The sequence below is a fragment of the Amycolatopsis keratiniphila genome (genome assembly GCF_000400635.2).
Classification (GTDB): domain Bacteria; phylum Actinomycetota; class Actinomycetes; order Mycobacteriales; family Pseudonocardiaceae; genus Amycolatopsis; species Amycolatopsis keratiniphila.
The window spans coordinates 5,048,543-5,064,576 of record NC_021252.1 but is presented as its reverse complement, the minus strand read 5'-3'; the positions used below and the strand labels follow the sequence as shown (position 1 = coordinate 5,064,576).

The following is a 16,034-nucleotide window of genomic DNA, read 5'->3' as shown; positions in this document are numbered from 1 at the left end:
GTGGGAAGAGTCTGTCGGTGGCATTCGTTACTGTGCGCGCGTAGTCGAGCGTCGGGGGTTGAGATGGAGGAATACAGGGAAGTTCCGCCGGGACTGGCGGACGCACTCGTGCCGGTGGTCGCGGATCTGGTCCCGATGCTGCGCGGTCGGATCCCGCGCGGTCCTGCGGCGGCGCTCGGCAGGCTGGGCGCGCCGGATGCGAAGCCGGACGTCTTCGGTCTCGTGGTGGGACCGCTGGTTATGGGACATGGCGAATCCGCGGCGTTGAGCAGGCTGCGTTCGCTCGGTGAACCTGTCTCCGAGCGGTTGCTCGGCGCGCTGGAATTGACGGTGGACGCGTTGACCGTCCCCATTCCGTACGAGGTCGAGGCAGCGGTGCCGGGGCCGGACGAGACGCCGCATGCCTTCGGGTTCGGGATGATCGGCGGGCCTTGCGCCGAGACCGTCACCGCGGTGCGCCTGCTCGATCAGCTGCGGCCTGGGCTTTCGGCACTGATCGTGGCGCTGGTCGAGGAACTGGCCGGGCACGAGGCATTGGTCCCGCTGCTTGAGCCCCCGCCGGAGCTCACCGGTGAAGAGGAATTGGCGGGGGCGCACGGAGCGGCCCATCTCGCGCTGGCAGTCGCGGCCGCCGCGCCGGTGCTGCGGAGGGCAGGAGCTCCGCTCCTCGCGGGGACGCCCGCAGCCGTCGTTGGTGCGGCGCTGGGCGCTGTTTCGGCTTTGTTGAGCGAAAGTCCGATGCCGTCGGCGTACGCGGCCGCGCTGCTGGAGAAACGCCGCGCCGAGTACGTTCTGCCGGTGTCGGCGTCGGGTTCGGCCTCGGTGCGGGGGCATCGGTTCACCCTGGCCGAGCACAGTGTCCTCGGCGAGCCCGACTTCAGCGGGAATGGCCTGGCCGTCGCCGTCCCCGGCGGGATCGCCGTCCGGACCGGGCTGGGGGAGGGCCAGGTGCCGGTGTCGACGCGGATCCTCGAAAGAGCGCCGGACGAAGTGGAACTCGACTGGTGGGACGAGGTCGTCGAGTTCTCCTGGCGGGCGGAACGGGGCGACGCCACCTTGAGCGGAAGTGACTCGCGGCGGCACGTGAGAACACCGCCGTGGCCGGGCGATTTCCGTGTGCGGGTGCACGCGATCGGCCGAGACGGCGAGGAGCGCGAGCGCTACGAACTCATGCTGTGGCAGGCGCCGCCGGGTGAGGACATCGTGTACAAACGCGATGACCGGCGCGGTTACGTCGTCCGCGGTGAACCCGTGCCCGACATCGAGACTCCCCCGGAGGCCGCCTATCGGTGGATCCGCCAGAGCATGCTCGGTGAGGCGGCGACAGTCACGGTGGTCGGGGGCGGCTCACCCGCTGGGGTGCTCCGCGCCTTCGGTGCGGACCCGGCCGAACCGGAGTCCGCGCAGGAGTTGGCGGCGGCGTTCGACCTTGATCCCTGGGTGGCCGTGCTTCCGGTCGAAGGCGGGGTGCTTGCCGTCGAGTTCAACGGTTTCCAAGGTTCGTACCGGCCGGTGCTGGAGCCGTTGTCACGGGAAGGTCGCACGGGCAGCCTGTTCTGGAATATCAACGCCGTGACCCGGCTGTCCTTCGCCGAGAACGGGGACGTGCTCGCGTCGTCCGAACTCGGATACCCGGAGGAGATCGCCGACCCTGAGGTGAACCGGGCGTTGGCCGGCCTGGACTTCGGCGGCTATCGCGACAGACTGGAAAAGGGTCTGCTCGCCATCGAGCGGTACACCGGATACCGGCTGCGGAAGGAAGATCTCGAGCGGATGGTCGAGGAGGACGTCGCCTATCGCATCCTGCCACATCTGCCCGAGCTGTATCCCGAGGCACGTGACGCCGACGGTTCGCGCGCGTTCCCCGGTCATGGTCCTCTTGGGGCGGACACCGATCGGCTGGCCTTCGTACCCGAGGAAAAGTTGCGGGAGCTGGCTTGGCGGGCGGCGTCGGCCGTGGTCGAGCACGCCGGCGTCACCGGAGACCCGGTGATCGCGGAGGTGCTCACGGAGCGCCGGCTGAGCCTGGAGGCGGAACTCGCGGCCAGGCGATCGCAGCTGCAGGCGTATCGGGAGCACTCCTGGCTATGGCAGGCGCTGCACAACGCGACCAATCCGGATCCGCTAGCCGCCGCGATCGGTGCGCTGTCCGCGGCACGATACGCGGCCGGACCGGGCGGTGAGGACCTGCTGGAGCACGCGCGCCGAGTAGCTCGCCAGCGGTAGCAGCTGGCACTCGTAATTCAGTCCTCGACGAGCAGAGGACACAAGTACCGGTGCGTGCGGTGAGGAAACCTTGGGCCAAGCGTCCGTTTGACCTCGCCGTGGAATCCAGTGCCAGCCGGATCGACTGAGCGAAGCCGCCACCGTGACACAAGCGGGATGCCCTCCGGCGGGTGGCCTACCGTCGCAGGGGCCTACCAGCCTCCTGGACCCGGCCACGACGACTGGAACGGTTCCGCCAGTGATCGGGCTGCTCCCGGCCGCGTGGCATATCTGTGAACCCGATCGCGGCCCGCTGGGGATCCTGGGGATCCTGGGGATCCTGGGGACGCTGGCTGGACGTCTCTAGGGCCAGTGGAGCATGCCCTCGGTGGTGACCGTCGGGTGTTTCTCGCCGTAGGGGAGTTCGGTTCCGTGGGCGTAGGAGTCGAGTCGTTCGGCGATCTCGGTGAGCATGTCGGTCACGCTGCCCCAGTGGGTCGCGCTGAAGCCGTCACCGGGTGCCATGATCATGATCATGCCGTGGTCGTCGCCGTTGCGCAGGTCAACGCAGAGGGCGGCTCCGGTGCCGTCGGTGCTGATGGGGACCAGTGCTGAGCAGAAGGGACCGCCGTCGTCGCCTGCTTGGTTCTGGTGTGTTTGGTCTGAGCCGCAGCATGTCGGGTCTGTGGCGGTCGACTCGGAGAGTCGTTGGTATTCCTCGCGGGCGCGGGTCGGGGAGAGGGGGACGAACCGGTTCGGCACCAGAGTCCCGGCTTGTTGGTCGTGGCGGTCGTCGACGCCGTCCGTGAGGGACCACCAGCCGAGGAGATCCGTTGGAAGGGGCAGTCCGACGACGCGCTCGAGACCGCGGATCTCCTCCGCGGGACCCGCTGGGCGGATCGCCCGCGAGGTTGCGGGGGCATGTTCCTGGAGCAAGGTCGTTATCTGCTGCCATAGCTGGTTGACGGGTGCAGTCACAAATGCCCACCTTCTCGTCGTCGTGCATCCGAATGCGGTGCGGGCGGGGTGCGTCTGGCCGCACCGGGACGCACCCCGCCTGGTCAGTCAGGCGACCGTGGCAGTCTAGGGGGTGATGGGAACCCAGAAACGTTCTTGGTCGTTCGGGTCCAATTCCTGATTCCACGGTGGGATGAGGCGATCTACGTCGAGAATCCGGTGGGTTTGGTAGAAGGAGTTCAGCCGGTTGCCGGCCTCCTGATTGTGTGCCCGGTTCACGAGCCGTACGGCGAACTCGTCCCGGTACTTGTCCGGGTCGAAAACGCCTCCCGGGTCACGCCAGCCGGCGGCTCCTTCGTAGGTGGTGGCGTAGGAGTACTCGTCGCAGTCGACGTCCGGGCCTTCCTCGGGGAGCGCTGGGGGCATGTTCGGCCGCGTGTAGCACACGTCGCGTGCCGTGGCGCGGTTTCGGTCGCGGATGATGTCGTGGCCTTTCGCCACGGCCACGCGGTGCAGGGAGTCGGCATGCAATGGACTGCCGCCGAGCAGTCGCTTGCCCGCTTTGGGGGGCCAGGAGGCTCCGGGGTTGGCGCGTGCCTCGTCGACGAACACTGCGTGGCGTGCGACCTTGGGGTCGCTCTTCGAATAGGCGATGCCTGGCACGGCACGGTCGAAGATGCTGCCTTGTTTGTCCCACAGGTAGTACGCGCTGTCGAAACGCAGTCCGCCCTCGTAGGTCTTCTTGGTCGGGTCGGTGTTCACGCCGGGGAAGTCGAAGTCGTACTCGAAGTGGAACACGCCCTGGGCGAGCTGTTCGCCGTACTGCACGCTGGGGCTCTGTCCTTCGGAGAAGAGCTCGTAGTGGGCCTGGGGGTCGAGGCCCCATCCGATGAAGCTCTTGTCGTGACGCTCCAGGGCACTGTTCGGGTAGCAGGCCCGATCGTTGTCGATGCCGATGTCGACCCGGTATTCGCCGGCGCATTTGACGGCGATCTCCATCTCACTGCGCGGGTCGAGAAAGATCCCGTTGGGTTCGAGAACCTGGGCGGTGAAGCGGAAGTCGGCGAAGCGCCGCGTGGGATTGCCGGGGTATGGGCCGATCTTGCCGTACCCGATGATCGTGTTCTGGATGGTAGCTGTGCTGGTCAGGCCGGTCGTGACATCGTAGTACGAGATCGGGAACAGGAACTTCTGGCAGTACGAGAACCTGTTCTTGATCCAGCCGATCGGCCTGGCGGCGTCGTCGTTCGCACGGCAGTCGGGGTACTCGATGTACTGGTAGGGATTCTCGGGCTTGGCGCCACGATCGAATTGGGCACTGTCCACGCCGTAACCGGGATCCTCGGTCGCCGCTGTCCGCCGGGTTGATCTGTCGACGTTCTCGGGATCGGGTCTCAACCCGAGAGCATCCAAGTTGCCATCTCGCTTGAGAACCTCGGTCACCTTGGCCGGGTTGTTCACCAGATCCGGATCGGTGATCATGTATGTCAGAAGCCTGGATTGTTCCCCTGGCTCCTGAGTTGCGGTAGAAGCGTACGCTGGTGCCGAACCGGCAAGCAGCGCCACAACAGCCGTCGTGGCAAGCGCCACGCGCCGCCATCCATGCGTTCTCATCAAGCTCCCCTCACAGTGGAATTCGGATAGGTGGACGCGCAAATGGGCAGCATCCAACGCTAAGGTTCGCCTGAAGATGAATACGGCCCAACAGGCGTGCGCGAAAACGACCAACTTAAATGTTCGTGACAACGACCCTGCCGCAGCGGAAACGGTGGTATCGAGCGCGACTCGTGTGCCGCTTAACGATAATCGCTATAGCGGAACGAATATAATCAGGAAACCCGATCCCGCTTGCTGCTGGGTGGCGTGTAAGCGGTCCCGATGGTCTAGTAGTTCGAAACTTTTCGAGGATTTCGCGTCCAAGTTCGAGGTAGTGAACCCCTGGTCGTGGTCCTGGATCGCATCGACGTGCTGTCGATCTTGACGTGAGCTTCTCGTGCAAGCATCGAAACGGAAAATATCTCGCCCAGTTCCCCCTAGGTTGAGAGTCAACGACACCTGTCTACCAATCAGAAAGTCTCGCTGTCAATCCTCTGTAATCGCAGCAAAATCAGACGCCGATGCCGGCTGCGGATTCCGTCAGCCTGAAACCATCGTGGACAGAAATCTGCACTTCAACAGCGCTCATTGCCGCAGTGGTGTCCTAGGCATCCTGAATATCCTTCCTCTGGTCAGTCGGCGGGGCCGGCGGTGTGACATGCGGTCCACTGGCGCGTTCGATCCGTCGACCGTCCGCCGCTCTCACCCGTACGTCGATCGCACGGCGCCGGACTCGACAACAGGTCCGAGATTTCCTCCCCGCAGATGGCCGACTCGCCGGCCGCATGAAGCAGGGCGACCTGCCCAGGGCTGTGACCCGATCATCGGGCGGACTGTCCCAAGGCCACGGCCACGTCCGCTCATGCCGATGAGCGGCGACCGACTCACCAGAGGACTGCTCGACTTGGAACCGTCATGTGCGTTCGAGGTCGGAACTCGGGTAGGGCGCCGTTCAGGGGCCATTCGTTGAGTGTCGCGGTGGCTGCTGTCGTGGGACTTACCGGCAGTTGGCGAGCTTGCCGATCATCTTCACTGGCTTCTTGACCGACTTGCGCCCAAGGCCGACACGGCCATCGCGGACGCCGATCAGCGGCGCAGCGAGGCTCTCGCGGATCTGGAGAACCAGCAGAAGGCCCCCTCGGCGCGAGCGGGCGCCCAACGACAAGGACGCTCTCAAGACCGCCAACGCCGAGTCCTTTTGGTCGACCAAAGGCGATGAAGGAACCATTCGCGCGCTCGATGTGCGTTCACCGCCTGGTGGACAGGATGGGGATTCGCCAACAGATCGGAAGAGGGGTCTCGGATGAGGAAGACGTGGTCCATCGCGCTCGCGATCGCCATCCTGGCGGCGGGCGCCGCGGCGGCGGCACCGGCCGGGGCGGCACCGGAGGCGTCGCGGGAGACAGTGAAGTGGGGGCCGTGTCCGGCCGACGCCGCGGCACCCGGCCTGGAATGTTCGACGATCAAGGTCCCACTCGATTACGACGACCCTGGCGGCAAGCGGATCGACATCGCGATCTCCCGGCTGGCCAGCAAGAACCCGGGCCAGCGTCGCGGCGTGCTGCTCACGAATCCGGGTGGTCCGTCGGCGGGGTTGAAGTTCCCCGCCGACCTGAGGACGGCGAAGATGCCGCAGGCCGTCCTCGACAGCTACGACCTGATCGGGTTCGACCCGCGTGGGATGGCGCACAGCACGCCGGTGACCTGTGACCTGACGCCCGAGCAGAGCGCGGTGGGCAACGTCCCGCCGTATGCGCGCGACGCCGCCGACGTGGCGAAGCGGGCCGAGCAGTCGAAGGCCATCGCCCGGCATTGCGCCACCTCGAAGTCGGCGTGGATGCTGCCGCACGTCAGCACGGCGAACACCGCGCGGGACATGGACAGCATCCGGGCCGCGCTGGGAGAGAAGAAGATCTCCTTCGCCGGGTACTCGTGGGGCACCCACCTCGGCGCCGTGTACACGACGCTGTACCCGCAGCGCAGCGACCGGATCATGCTCGACAGCAACGTGGGCCCGGACGGCTGGGACTACGCGAACGACCGGCTGTACGCCCAGGGCTTCGACGACCGTTTCCCGGACTTCGCCAAGTTCGCCGCGGCCGGCTCGGCGACCTACGGGCTGGGCAGCACGCCCGAGCAGATCACCGCGAAGTACTTCGACCTCGCCGCGCGGCTGGACAAGGCGCCCGTGCGGGACATCGACGGCCCGACGTTCCGGATGCTGACGTACGGCTTCCTTTTCAGTGACGCGGGAATGCCGCTCGTGGCCAAGATCTGGCAGGCGCTCGACAAGGACCAGCCGCTCCCTCCGCTGGGCCCCGGTGAAGTGCCCGGCGTGGAGAACCTGGTTTCCGGCCGCTATTACATGATCTGCAACGACTCCCGTTGGCCTGGCTCGGTGGGCACCTATCAGCGCACCGTCGCGATCGACCGGCTCCGGCATCCGATGTTCGGCGCCGCCGGGGCCAACGTCCAGCCGTGCGCGTTCTGGTCCGCGCCCGCCGATCCGCCGGTGCGCGTCGGTGACCGGGGCCCGTCCACGGTGCTGATGCTGCAGAACCAGCGTGACGCGGCGACCCCGCTGGCGGGTGCCGAGAAGCTGCGGCGCGCGTTCGGCGACCGGGCCCGCATGGTCACCGTCGACGCGGGCGGGCACGGCGTCTATCCCTACGTCGGCAACAAATGCGCCGACACGGCGGCGACCACGTTCCTGCTGACGGGTCAGCGCCCGAAGCACGATCTGGCGTGCGCGGCCGAACCACGATGAAACACCGGGGACGCCGGGGGCTCGGCGCCCCCGGCGTCCCCGTCGCCGCTGAGATCGCCGAGGTCGTGGCGCTGGCCGGGCTCAACATCGCACAGCTGAAGACCCGCCTCGCCTCGATCCAGCGTAAGATCGCCGCGCGTAACCGCACGGAAATCGCCGTGTGGGCCTGGGAATCCGGCCTCGTGCGCTGAGCGGGGGAGGACCGCTACGGTCGCCGTATGAGCGAAAACGCGAAGGCCGCTCCGGCCAGGATCGGGAACGTGCTGCACCCGGTGCCGGACGTCGACGCCGCCGTGCGGTTCTACTCCGCGGCCCTTGGCCTGGAGACGAAATTCGTGGACGGAGACCGCTACGCGGCCCTCGACGCGGGTGGCACCACGCTGGCCCTCGCCGGTCCCGCCGAGGACGTCACCGGCGGCGTGCCCGCGGCGTCGTTCAAGGTCCCCGATGTGGGCGCGGTGGTGGCGGCGATCGTGGAACGTGGCGGATCCGTGGTCCGGCAGCCGGAGCGCGGCCCGCACGAGGTCCGGGCCGTGGCCCGCGACCCCTGGGGCAACACCGTCGTGCTCTACGGACCGCGATGACCGCGGGCTGATCAGCGGCTCGATTTCAGGCGCGCAGCAGCAAGCTGTCGTTCATGGCGGAGAACGCGCGCCGCACGTGGCCCGGCAGCTCGCCGGAAGTGCAGTCGGGCAGCCATTCGTCCAGCGCGCACCGCCAGGTGGCCACGCAGAATTCGATGAGCATGCGCAGTTCGAGGTCGCGCGGATCGCCGAGCCGGTGCGCGACCTCGGTCTGGATCTCCGCGCAGTGCCGCAGCGAATGGCCGTTCAGCGAGGCCGACTGGTCGATCAACCTGAGCGTCGCGGGGAAGCGCTCGTACCAGTCGTCGTCCATGCGGGCCAACGTGGTCAGCAGCGCGTCCCGGAAAACGTCCACAAGGGACCCGGACTTCCCGGTTTCGTCCAGTGTGACCAGGAAATCGCTCCAGAGCTGCTTGACGGCGGTGAGGGCGACGTCCTCCTTCGAGCGGTAGTTGCGGAAGAAGGTCCGCCTCGACACCTCCACCGCTTCGAGTAGCGCGTCGAGCGGGGTGGCGTCGAAACCGTGTTCGCCGAACAGGACGATGGCCGTCTCCGCCAGGGCTTGGCGAGTGCGCAGCTTCTTGCGCTCGCGCAGTGTCGAGGGCTCCCCGGGGGTCGTCATGGACCGGAGTCTAGCCGACCCGCCTTGGGCGAGCATATGCTTCAATGGAGCAAACGCCACACTGTGGCACTTTGACCGGAGGAGAATGGACCGTGCGCGCACTAGTCGTGGACCACGCTGCGAAAGCCCATCTGTCCCAGGCCGACGTGCCCGATCCGGAACCCGCGCCCGGTGAAGCGCTGGTCCGGGTGGAGGCGGTTTCCCTCAACTACGGCGAGGTCAAGGGCGCGATCGATCCGTCCACTCCGGACGGATCCCTGATCGGCTGGGACGCGGCGGGCGTCGTGATCGAGCCGGCGGCCGACGGTTCCGGTCCCGCGGCCGGGACCAGGGTGGTCACGCTCGGCGAGATCGCGGGATGGGCGGAGCTGCGGGCGGTCCCGGCCAAGCGGCTCGGTGTCGTGCCGGACGGCGCCGACCTCGGCGCGGTGAGCACCGTCCCGGTCGCCGGGCTGACCGCGTTGCAGGTGTTGCGCCGCATGGGGCAGCTGCTCGGCCGCCGGGTGATGATCACCGGTGCCTCCGGCGGTGTCGGCCGTTACGCGATCCAGCTCGCGGCCCGCGCGGGCGCCGAGGTCGTCGCGATCAGCGGGAATCCCGCGCTGGAGGACGGCCTGCGGGCGCTGGGAGCGCACGAGGTCCACGCCGATCCCGCCCACGTGGAGCGTCCGGTGGCCGCGGTGCTGGAGAACGTCGGGGGACAGCAGCTCGTGGACGCGTTCGCCGCCGTCGAGGCGGGCGGGACGGTGGTGAGCGTCGGCCGGTCGTCCGGAGCGGATGCGGTCTTCCCCGCCGCCGCGTTGACACCGACCGACGGACGGCACGACCGGTCGATCCGCACCTACTTCCTGCTCGCCGACCCGGCCGAAGACTTCTCCGCGGACCTGACCTGGCTCGCCGCCGAGATCGCCGCGGGCCGCCTCGACCCCGGGATCAGCATGCGGGCGCCGTGGACCTCCTACGGCGAGGCGGTCACGGCCCTGCTCGAACGGCGCCTGCACGGCAAAGCGGTGCTGGACATCGGCTGAGTGGGCTGCTGCTCATCGATCCCGGCGTGCAGGCACCACGAAATCGTGGTGCCTGCGACCCGACGGCAGCTGGCCACTGTTGTGGGACCCCGAGAAGTACACGGTTCACCGCTGCTGTCCTCGATCGCGGTCAGGAGAGGTGAGAGCAGATCCTGCTCGACGAGGTGCTCGCCTCGAATGTCTCCCGCTGACCTGTGCGGCTGTCGCGGGAGGTATTCGCGGCACGCTCCGCGCGTGCTGACTGGAATCATGCAGGCATGTCCGAGTTTCCGACCGCGTTGACGAAGCTGTGGCCACTGGCCCCGGCCGGTGCCACAGACTGGTTACAGGCGGTGTGCGGCGACGGCCTGACCGGGTTCATGCCACCGGCGATGCCTGACGCGGCGTGGGTGCTCAACGCCATGTACGAGCACGAACGAGGACCGATGGAGACAACTCACGAGTACCACCAGGCGCGCCTCGCGGATGGAAGCGTCCAGCCCCACATCATCGGCGGCGTCGACCTCGACGCGGTCAGCGTGACCACGGGAGGTGGGCCGGGCCGAGCACCCCGGTTCCGGGTGGCGGCGCTTACGCTGGGCGGAGCTTGCCCGGCGTACCGGCGACCCTGTGGTTCCCGACGGATTGCTGCCCTCGTACCGATGCTTTCCCTCAATCAGGAAGAAGGGCAGTTGGCCGCTCGGTATCGTTCCGCCCACCGAGGGAAGCCTGGACCGCGAGACCTGGACGCGGCTGCTCGAGATCCTCACCGAACATAGTCCCGCGGGTCCGGTCACCCGCTGCCTGGCCTATTACAGCCCGCTGACGCTCGGGGCCAGCGACTTCGAGAATCCCCATGTGCGCGTGGGGAAGCTCGGTGACGCCGCGATCTTGTACGACGATCCTGAGACCGACTTCAGTCCGTCCAACCTGTGGGCTGAGGATCGCTCCTGGTGCCTGTGTACCGACTATGATTTGTGCGCCACCAAGGTCGCCGGCTCGCAGGTGCTGGTCGAAGCGTTGCTGAGCGACTTTGAGATCGAAGCGATACGGCTACCTTGGACAACCACCTGAACGTCCGGACGCGAAGGGCGCCGTACAACGTCGGTCAGGAAAGTTGCGGCTTTCCAAGGGATGTCCGGAAACCGGGGCAATATCAGCCTGTCCGTCACAGCGGGGCAGGCTCACAGCCTGCTCAGGTGATTGTGGCCGTGACCGGCCATGCCCCACGGCCCACAAGATCGAGGACGAGTGCGGCGATGTTCCACGCGTCGTCCTCGCCGCGGTGATGGCGTCCCTCCAGTGGCAGTCCGGCGATCTGCAGAGCGCGATCCATGCCGGGTTTCTTGCGCAGCCCGTAGACCGCGGCGAACACGGCCTTGGCGTTGGTGTGGGTGCGCTCAGCCGGATAGCCGAACGGGTAGGCCACCCCGTCAGCTTGACTCTGCCGCGCGAATTGCCGACGGTCGTACTCGCCCCAACTCGCCCAGGGCCGCTCCCCAGCCTCGTACTCCTCGACGAGGATCCGGCATGCCTCGCCGAAGGAGACGCCCCGCTCAACCTCAGCTTGCGTCAGTCCGGTCAGTTCAGTGCAGAAGTCGCTCACCGTCGACCGGACAGGGCGGATCAAGACACGATGCCGGGACACACGGCGTCCCGCCGACACATCCACGACAGTGAGACCAATCTCGATGATCTCGTTCACCGAGCCGGCCGGCGGCTGCCCCTCCCAACAGGTGGCTTCCACATCAATGACGTTCAGCAGGGCGGATTCATGGTGCATGGGGCCGACGGTAGGGATGCTCGGCCTGTCCTGGCACTTCAATTTCCGCGTGTCCGCGTTGTCACCGCCAGCACCGAACGTCAGGGAACTCACCGCACTGTCCACGGCCCGCTACCTCGGACTCGCCAACCCACTTTGCCGGACGCCTCGCCGGCCAGACGACAATGTGGACATGGGGTATAGCCTGCAAGCGGTCATCGCGAGCGACAACGTCCTACGTGACTTGGCCGACACCGTCGAGGAGGCGCACATCGTGCCCCTCGGCCAGCACCTGGCGCTGCTGCCGGTGACCGACGCGTACGTCGACGCGGTCACTGTCCCCGGCGCGCCGAAACTCGACGGATTCTGGAAAGTACCTCGTGGCTTCGGCAGTGCCTTGGTCGCGTGTTCGGTGAAGGGCCCCGTGGCGTATGTCGAGGCCGAGTACTTCGGCGGCACCGGGACCCAGATCGCCCAGGTGTGGAACGACGGGGAAGTGGTCCTCGGACCTCTGCCAATGGCGGAGAAGGAACCCATCCCCGCCATTGGCAGCCCGATCTCCCAAGCGCTCCGGCAACTCGGAGCCGTCAAGGGCGATCACGTCGACGAGTTCGACACGATCGGCCTCGGCCGTCACCGAGACACCGACGACTGGCTTCCGGACACGGACTGAACGCGACACGCTGTTGAAAACAAGGATGCTCGTGCCACTCTGTGCTGCGGCGCTGAGCGAGTGATCACCGGCTTGGCGTGGGCTACGGCGTCGCGGCCACGCGATCGGGGTCTTTCCTTGAGTGCGAGAGATGCGAGAGGCTCGTGACGGAGGGCTGGGCTCCAGTGCTGCGGAGTGGGGGGCGGGACAATGCGTCGAGCGTTTCGAGCCGGCTACGTCAATACCCGAACCGCAGTCGAATACCAGAAATTCGAGAACACCGGCCGGCTGGAAGACTTGCGGAAGATGATCGCCCACGGCGAGGAAATGGTGAGTGCCTTTTCGCCGGACGACGAGGATGTCACTGTCGCGCGGCATAACCTCGCCACCGCCTATTTGACGCTTTTTGAGCAGACCGGTGACTCCGCCGCCCTGGATACCGCGATCCAGTACGAGGAGTCGGCCATTGCCTCCACGTCTATCAGTTACGGTGGCCGTGGAAGCATGCTGACGAACCTGAGTGGCGCCTACCTGCGCCGTTTCGAATTCGAGAGCCTGGATGTCGATCTGGCGTCTGCTGTGGAATGGAGCGAGCAGGCTGTCGCGGCCTCCCGGAAACTCAAGCCGACCCGTGCACGGTCCCGGCAACTCCTGGCCATGACACTGTCGAATCTCGCGCTCACCTACCTGGCACGATTCGAGCGATACGGCACGGTCGCCGACGTGCGGGCCGCGATCGAGCGCGCCGAGGAGGCCCTGGAGATCCACCCCGCCAAAAACCCTGCCGATCTGGCGGAAATTCTGACCAACCTCTGCAACGGTCAACTGCGACTTTACCTGGTCTACGGCACCTCGTCCGACCTTCAACGAGCCATCGAATGGGGCGAACAGGCGAAATGGACGACGCCGTCGGATCACCCCGAACTCGGCGGTACCCTGTCCAACCTTTCTCTCGCCTATCTCTGGCGGTACGACCGTCACGGTGATCCTGCGGACCTCGAGATCTCGATCGAACACGGTGAGCGCGCAGCGAGCATGTTCCCCGCCGAGATGCCGGCCAGGGGCGCCGCGTTGTCGAATCTCGGTACCGCCTACCTGAGCCGCTTCGAACGAACCGGAAACCTGAGCGATCTGGACGCCAGTATCGATTGGGCGCGGCAAGCGGTCTCCGTCACCGCCTCAGACGACCGTGACCTGGGCAATCGGCTGACGACCGTCGCCATCGCCTGCCAGCAGCGCTTCGAACGGAATCATGGGCACGCCGACCTGCATACCGCCGTCGAGTCGGCAGAACGAGCCTTGGCCGCGACCCCGATCGAGAGCCCCGAGAGCGCCCGACGGCTGGGCATCCTGGCCGGCGCCTATCTGGCCGGCATGCGGGCAGGCTTCGAGCCGCCGGATCGGTCGGACGTCGTGCGGCTCGTCGAGCGGTTCTTCAAGGCCGCCGATTCACCACCGGCGCACCGTGCGTATGGCGCCTATTCCTTGGGTTTGCTGCTCGGTGAACTCGATATGCGGCAGCCGGCGAGAAAGGTGCTGCGCGAGGCGATACAGGCTTTGCCCGCCGTCGCACTTCGTGAGCTGACCTGGGGTGATCAGGAATACCTCCTGGGCCGTTTCTCCGGCCTGGTCGCCGAGTGTGTCTCGGCGGAGCTCGGCGAAGGGGATGTCGTCGGAGCGGTCGAATACGCTGAACTCGGCCGCAGCGTTCTCTTGTCGGCTCAACTGGACACTCGTACCGACCTCACCGACATCGAGGACGCGTCGCCCTCGCTCGCGTCCCGGTTCCGCGAACTCGGCGCTGAGCTCGGCCACCTCGCACCGGCGGCTCGTCGCTCGGACGTCGCCTCCATCGGTCCGCGGCGGCGCGCGCTGAGCGCGGAATGGGACGAGGTCGTCCGGCGGATCCGCCAGGTGGAGGGATTCGAACATTTCCTGGCGCGCGCCCGGTTGACCGATCTTCGGCACGCGGTGAACGACGGCACGGCGGCGCTCGTCAACGCAGGAAACCTTCGCGGCGACGCCGTTCTCGTGCGGGCAGGCGCCACCGAATCGGTCCGGCTACGCGAGCTGAAGCTTTCTGATGTGAACCACTACGCGGAGTCGCTCGCGGAGGCGACCGGACGGGGAGCGCGAAGAACCGATCCGGACCTGCGGCGGCTGCTGACCGAGATTTTGGAATGGCTCTGGGTGTCGGTGACCGAACCGGTCCTGGACGCGCTTGGTGACGGCGGAGCTCGCCGGGTGTGGTGGATGCCGACGGGGCGCCTCGGTCTTTTGCCTCTGCACGCCGCCGGGCTACCCGGAGGACCCTCGGTGCTGGATCATGTCGTCTCCTCGTACACCCCGACCCTTCGTGCCCTTCTGCGCAGCCGGCGTCAGCAGCCGGCTGACCTACGAAGGCAGCTCAGTGTCGCGCTCGAACACACGCCGGGCCAACGCGAGCTCCCCGGTGCCGTCGCGGAGGCTTCGCATCTGTCCGAAGGTGATTTCCCGTCGGGTTTGCTGGTGGACAGCGCCGCGACGACAGACGCCGTGCTTTCCGCCCTTCGAACGACCACGTGGGCACATTTCGCCTGCCATGCGTTCAACGACCCGGCCACACCCTCACAGAGCGGATTGGCCCTGCACGACGGGCTCCTCCGCGTCTCCGCCATCGGCGCTCTGCGACTTGAAAGGGCCGAACTGGCGTACCTCTCCGCCTGTTCCACGGCGAAAACGGGCTGGGACCACACCGACGAGGCGATCCACCTCGCGTCGGTGTTCCAGCTCGCCGGGTATCGTCACGTGGTGGGCGTTCTCTGGCCGTTCGAGGACGGTTCGGCTCAGGTCGCCGCTCGCCTCTTCTATGACCAGCTGGCGGATACGCCTCAGGCGGACCAAGCTCCTTTCGCGCTGCACCAAGTCTGCCGAACCCTCCGCTCGGAGTTCCCGGACCGGCCCGACCTCTGGGCCGGTCTGGTGCACAGCGGTCCGTGACATCGAGGAGAAATGCCGCATGGGGCAGACGCCTTCCACCATCATCCAGATAGCGTTGCTCATCCTTTTCGTCCTCCCCGGGATCGTGTACCAATTCCTCCGGGAGCGGTGGCGTGGACCGGTTCCCGGCGAACGTGAGATAGGGGAACGGGTCCTCCGCGCGGTCACGGCGTCCGTCGTTCTCGACCTCCTCTACGTCATCGCGCTGGGTCCGCAGCTGATCCGGCTCTACGGCACGAACGGCGACGGCCTGGCCAAGAACGCGCGGCTCGCGGGAGCGGCGGCGCTGGTCTTGTTGTTCGTGATCCCCGCGGCGGCCGCCGCATTGACTTCCTGGCTTCGACGTCGTCGGCTGCGCAGCCGCTACCGGACCACGCCGACCGCTTGGGACCACGCGTTCCGCGACCGCAAACCGTCCTTCGTCCGCGTCCGGTTGAGCGATGGGACCTGGGTCGGCGGATGGTACGGGACCCAGTCCTTCGCCAGTTCCTATCCGAATCCCCGAGAGCTCTACCTCCAGTCCGCCTGGCGTATGCGAACTGACGGTGGTTTCGTGGAACGCGTCGATCACACCGACGGCCTCTATCTTCGCGCCGACAGCGTGGAAGTGCTGGAAATACTCGAATCACCCGATCAGGAGCGCTGATGCCCGAGCTCACTCCCGAGGAACGGGACCTGCTTGCCGGCTCGACCGGCCGACGCGGATACGCGCCGACCGGGCCGGACGTCGAACCCGAACACGCGCCACCCGGCGCGGCAGGCCCGTCCATGCCGCCGGACGAGCCAAGCACACCGGAAACCGACGATCACGAGAGCTGATCGGCTTCGCGGCGACAAAGCGCGTGCCGCGCGTCGGTGCCGGCGCCGGACAGGACCTCGGCGAGATCGGCGGTGCTGAGCCTC

The 16,034-nt window shown here is 67.0% G+C and carries 14 protein-coding genes; 10 read left to right on the top strand and 4 right to left on the bottom strand.

Going from position 1 to position 16,034, the window contains the following annotated elements:
- Positions 1-63: 63 nt before the first annotated feature.
- Positions 64-2,226: a DUF6461 domain-containing protein gene (locus AORI_RS63925; RefSeq protein WP_016334921.1), complete on the top strand. Its 2,163-nt coding sequence runs from the start codon at positions 64-66 to the stop codon at positions 2,224-2,226.
- A gap of 342 nt (positions 2,227-2,568) precedes the next feature.
- Here AORI_RS63925 and AORI_RS63920 read toward each other — a convergent pair whose 3' ends face one another.
- Positions 2,569-3,183 (bottom strand): SMI1/KNR4 family protein, encoded by a 615-nt coding sequence (locus AORI_RS63920; RefSeq protein ID WP_016334920.1) that lies wholly within the window; start codon positions 3,181-3,183, stop codon positions 2,569-2,571.
- 105 nt (positions 3,184-3,288) lie between these two features.
- Positions 3,289-4,644, bottom strand: coding sequence for a hypothetical protein (locus AORI_RS82480; protein WP_016334919.1), 1,356 nt, complete (start codon positions 4,642-4,644; stop codon positions 3,289-3,291).
- A gap of 1,417 nt (positions 4,645-6,061) precedes the next feature.
- Between AORI_RS82480 and AORI_RS63905 the strand changes: the two genes are divergently transcribed.
- The 3 genes from AORI_RS63905 to AORI_RS63895 are packed head-to-tail and all read left to right on the top strand — an operon-like array spanning position 6,062 to position 8,109.
- Positions 6,062-7,525 (top strand): alpha/beta hydrolase, encoded by a 1,464-nt coding sequence (locus AORI_RS63905; RefSeq protein WP_016334917.1) that lies wholly within the window; start codon positions 6,062-6,064, stop codon positions 7,523-7,525.
- Positions 7,522-7,716 carry a hypothetical protein gene (locus AORI_RS84370; RefSeq protein WP_043848178.1) on the top strand — a complete coding sequence of 65 codons (195 nt, stop codon included), beginning with the start codon at positions 7,522-7,524 and terminating at the stop codon, positions 7,714-7,716. Before AORI_RS63905 ends, AORI_RS84370 begins: the two co-directional genes overlap by 4 nt.
- Before the next feature lie 27 nt (positions 7,717-7,743).
- Positions 7,744-8,109 carry a VOC family protein gene (locus AORI_RS63895; protein ID WP_016334916.1) on the top strand — a complete coding sequence of 122 codons (366 nt, stop codon included), beginning with the start codon at positions 7,744-7,746 and terminating at the stop codon, positions 8,107-8,109.
- A 25-nt stretch (positions 8,110-8,134) separates the two neighbouring features.
- Here AORI_RS63895 and AORI_RS63890 read toward each other — a convergent pair whose 3' ends face one another.
- Positions 8,135-8,731, bottom strand: a complete 597-nt coding sequence (locus AORI_RS63890; RefSeq protein ID WP_016334915.1) for a TetR family transcriptional regulator — start codon at positions 8,729-8,731, stop codon at positions 8,135-8,137.
- Between the two features lie 92 nt (positions 8,732-8,823).
- Here AORI_RS63890 and AORI_RS63885 point away from each other — a divergent pair, with 92 nt between their 5' ends.
- Together AORI_RS63885 and AORI_RS84040 are read left to right on the top strand one after the other, a co-directional pair.
- On the top strand, positions 8,824-9,759 hold the full coding sequence (locus AORI_RS63885) for a zinc-binding dehydrogenase (protein WP_016334914.1): 936 nt from the start codon (positions 8,824-8,826) through the stop codon (positions 9,757-9,759).
- 609 nt (positions 9,760-10,368) lie between these two features.
- Positions 10,369-10,812 (top strand): hypothetical protein, encoded by a 444-nt coding sequence (locus AORI_RS84040; protein WP_200870927.1) that lies wholly within the window; start codon positions 10,369-10,371, stop codon positions 10,810-10,812.
- Between the two features lie 121 nt (positions 10,813-10,933).
- Here the strand turns inward: AORI_RS84040 and AORI_RS63875 are convergent, their stop codons facing one another.
- A complete protein-coding gene (locus AORI_RS63875) occupies positions 10,934-11,521 on the bottom strand; it encodes a 3'-5' exonuclease (RefSeq protein ID WP_046199988.1) in 588 nt (195 codons plus the stop codon).
- A 172-nt stretch (positions 11,522-11,693) separates the two neighbouring features.
- On the opposite strand from AORI_RS63875, the gene AORI_RS63870 reads away from it, so the two are divergent.
- The 4 genes from AORI_RS63870 to AORI_RS83690 all read left to right on the top strand — a co-directional run bounded on the left by AORI_RS63870 (position 11,694) and on the right by AORI_RS83690 (position 15,950).
- Positions 11,694-12,173, top strand: a complete 480-nt coding sequence (locus AORI_RS63870; protein WP_016334911.1) for a hypothetical protein — start codon at positions 11,694-11,696, stop codon at positions 12,171-12,173.
- Positions 12,174-12,362: 189 nt separating this feature from the next.
- Entirely contained in the window at positions 12,363-15,131 is a 2,769-nt protein-coding gene (locus tag AORI_RS63865; protein ID WP_016334910.1) for a CHAT domain-containing protein, read from the top strand.
- Between the two features lie 19 nt (positions 15,132-15,150).
- A complete protein-coding gene (locus AORI_RS63860) occupies positions 15,151-15,777 on the top strand; it encodes a DUF6338 family protein (RefSeq protein WP_016334909.1) in 627 nt (208 codons plus the stop codon).
- The gene (locus AORI_RS83690; RefSeq protein WP_158509136.1) at positions 15,777-15,950 is read left to right on the top strand and encodes a hypothetical protein; all 174 of its coding nucleotides are present in this window, start codon (positions 15,777-15,779) and stop codon (positions 15,948-15,950) included. Before AORI_RS63860 ends, AORI_RS83690 begins: the two co-directional genes overlap by 1 nt.
- Positions 15,951-16,034: the final 84 nt, after the last annotated feature.

Excerpts from the sequence above, each read along its gene's own strand:
- AORI_RS82480 (WP_016334919.1), bottom strand. The coding sequence starts at position 4,644 with ATGATCACCGATCCGGATCTGGTGAACAACCCGGCCAAGGTGACCGAG.
- AORI_RS63865 (WP_016334910.1), top strand. The coding sequence starts at position 12,363 with ATGCGTCGAGCGTTTCGAGCCGGCTACGTCAATACCCGAACCGCAGTC.
- AORI_RS63895 (WP_016334916.1), top strand. The coding sequence starts at position 7,744 with ATGAGCGAAAACGCGAAGGCCGCTCCGGCCAGGATCGGGAACGTGCTG.
- AORI_RS83690 (WP_158509136.1), top strand. The coding sequence starts at position 15,777 with ATGCCCGAGCTCACTCCCGAGGAACGGGACCTGCTTGCCGGCTCGACC.
- AORI_RS63875 (WP_046199988.1), bottom strand. The coding sequence starts at position 11,521 with ATGCACCATGAATCCGCCCTGCTGAACGTCATTGATGTGGAAGCCACC.
- AORI_RS63860 (WP_016334909.1), top strand. The coding sequence starts at position 15,151 with ATGGGGCAGACGCCTTCCACCATCATCCAGATAGCGTTGCTCATCCTT.
- AORI_RS63925 (WP_016334921.1), top strand. The coding sequence starts at position 64 with ATGGAGGAATACAGGGAAGTTCCGCCGGGACTGGCGGACGCACTCGTG.
- AORI_RS84370 (WP_043848178.1), top strand. The coding sequence starts at position 7,522 with ATGAAACACCGGGGACGCCGGGGGCTCGGCGCCCCCGGCGTCCCCGTC.
- AORI_RS63890 (WP_016334915.1), bottom strand. The coding sequence starts at position 8,731 with ATGACGACCCCCGGGGAGCCCTCGACACTGCGCGAGCGCAAGAAGCTG.
- AORI_RS63870 (WP_016334911.1), top strand. The coding sequence starts at position 11,694 with ATGGGGTATAGCCTGCAAGCGGTCATCGCGAGCGACAACGTCCTACGT.
- AORI_RS63905 (WP_016334917.1), top strand. The coding sequence starts at position 6,062 with ATGAGGAAGACGTGGTCCATCGCGCTCGCGATCGCCATCCTGGCGGCG.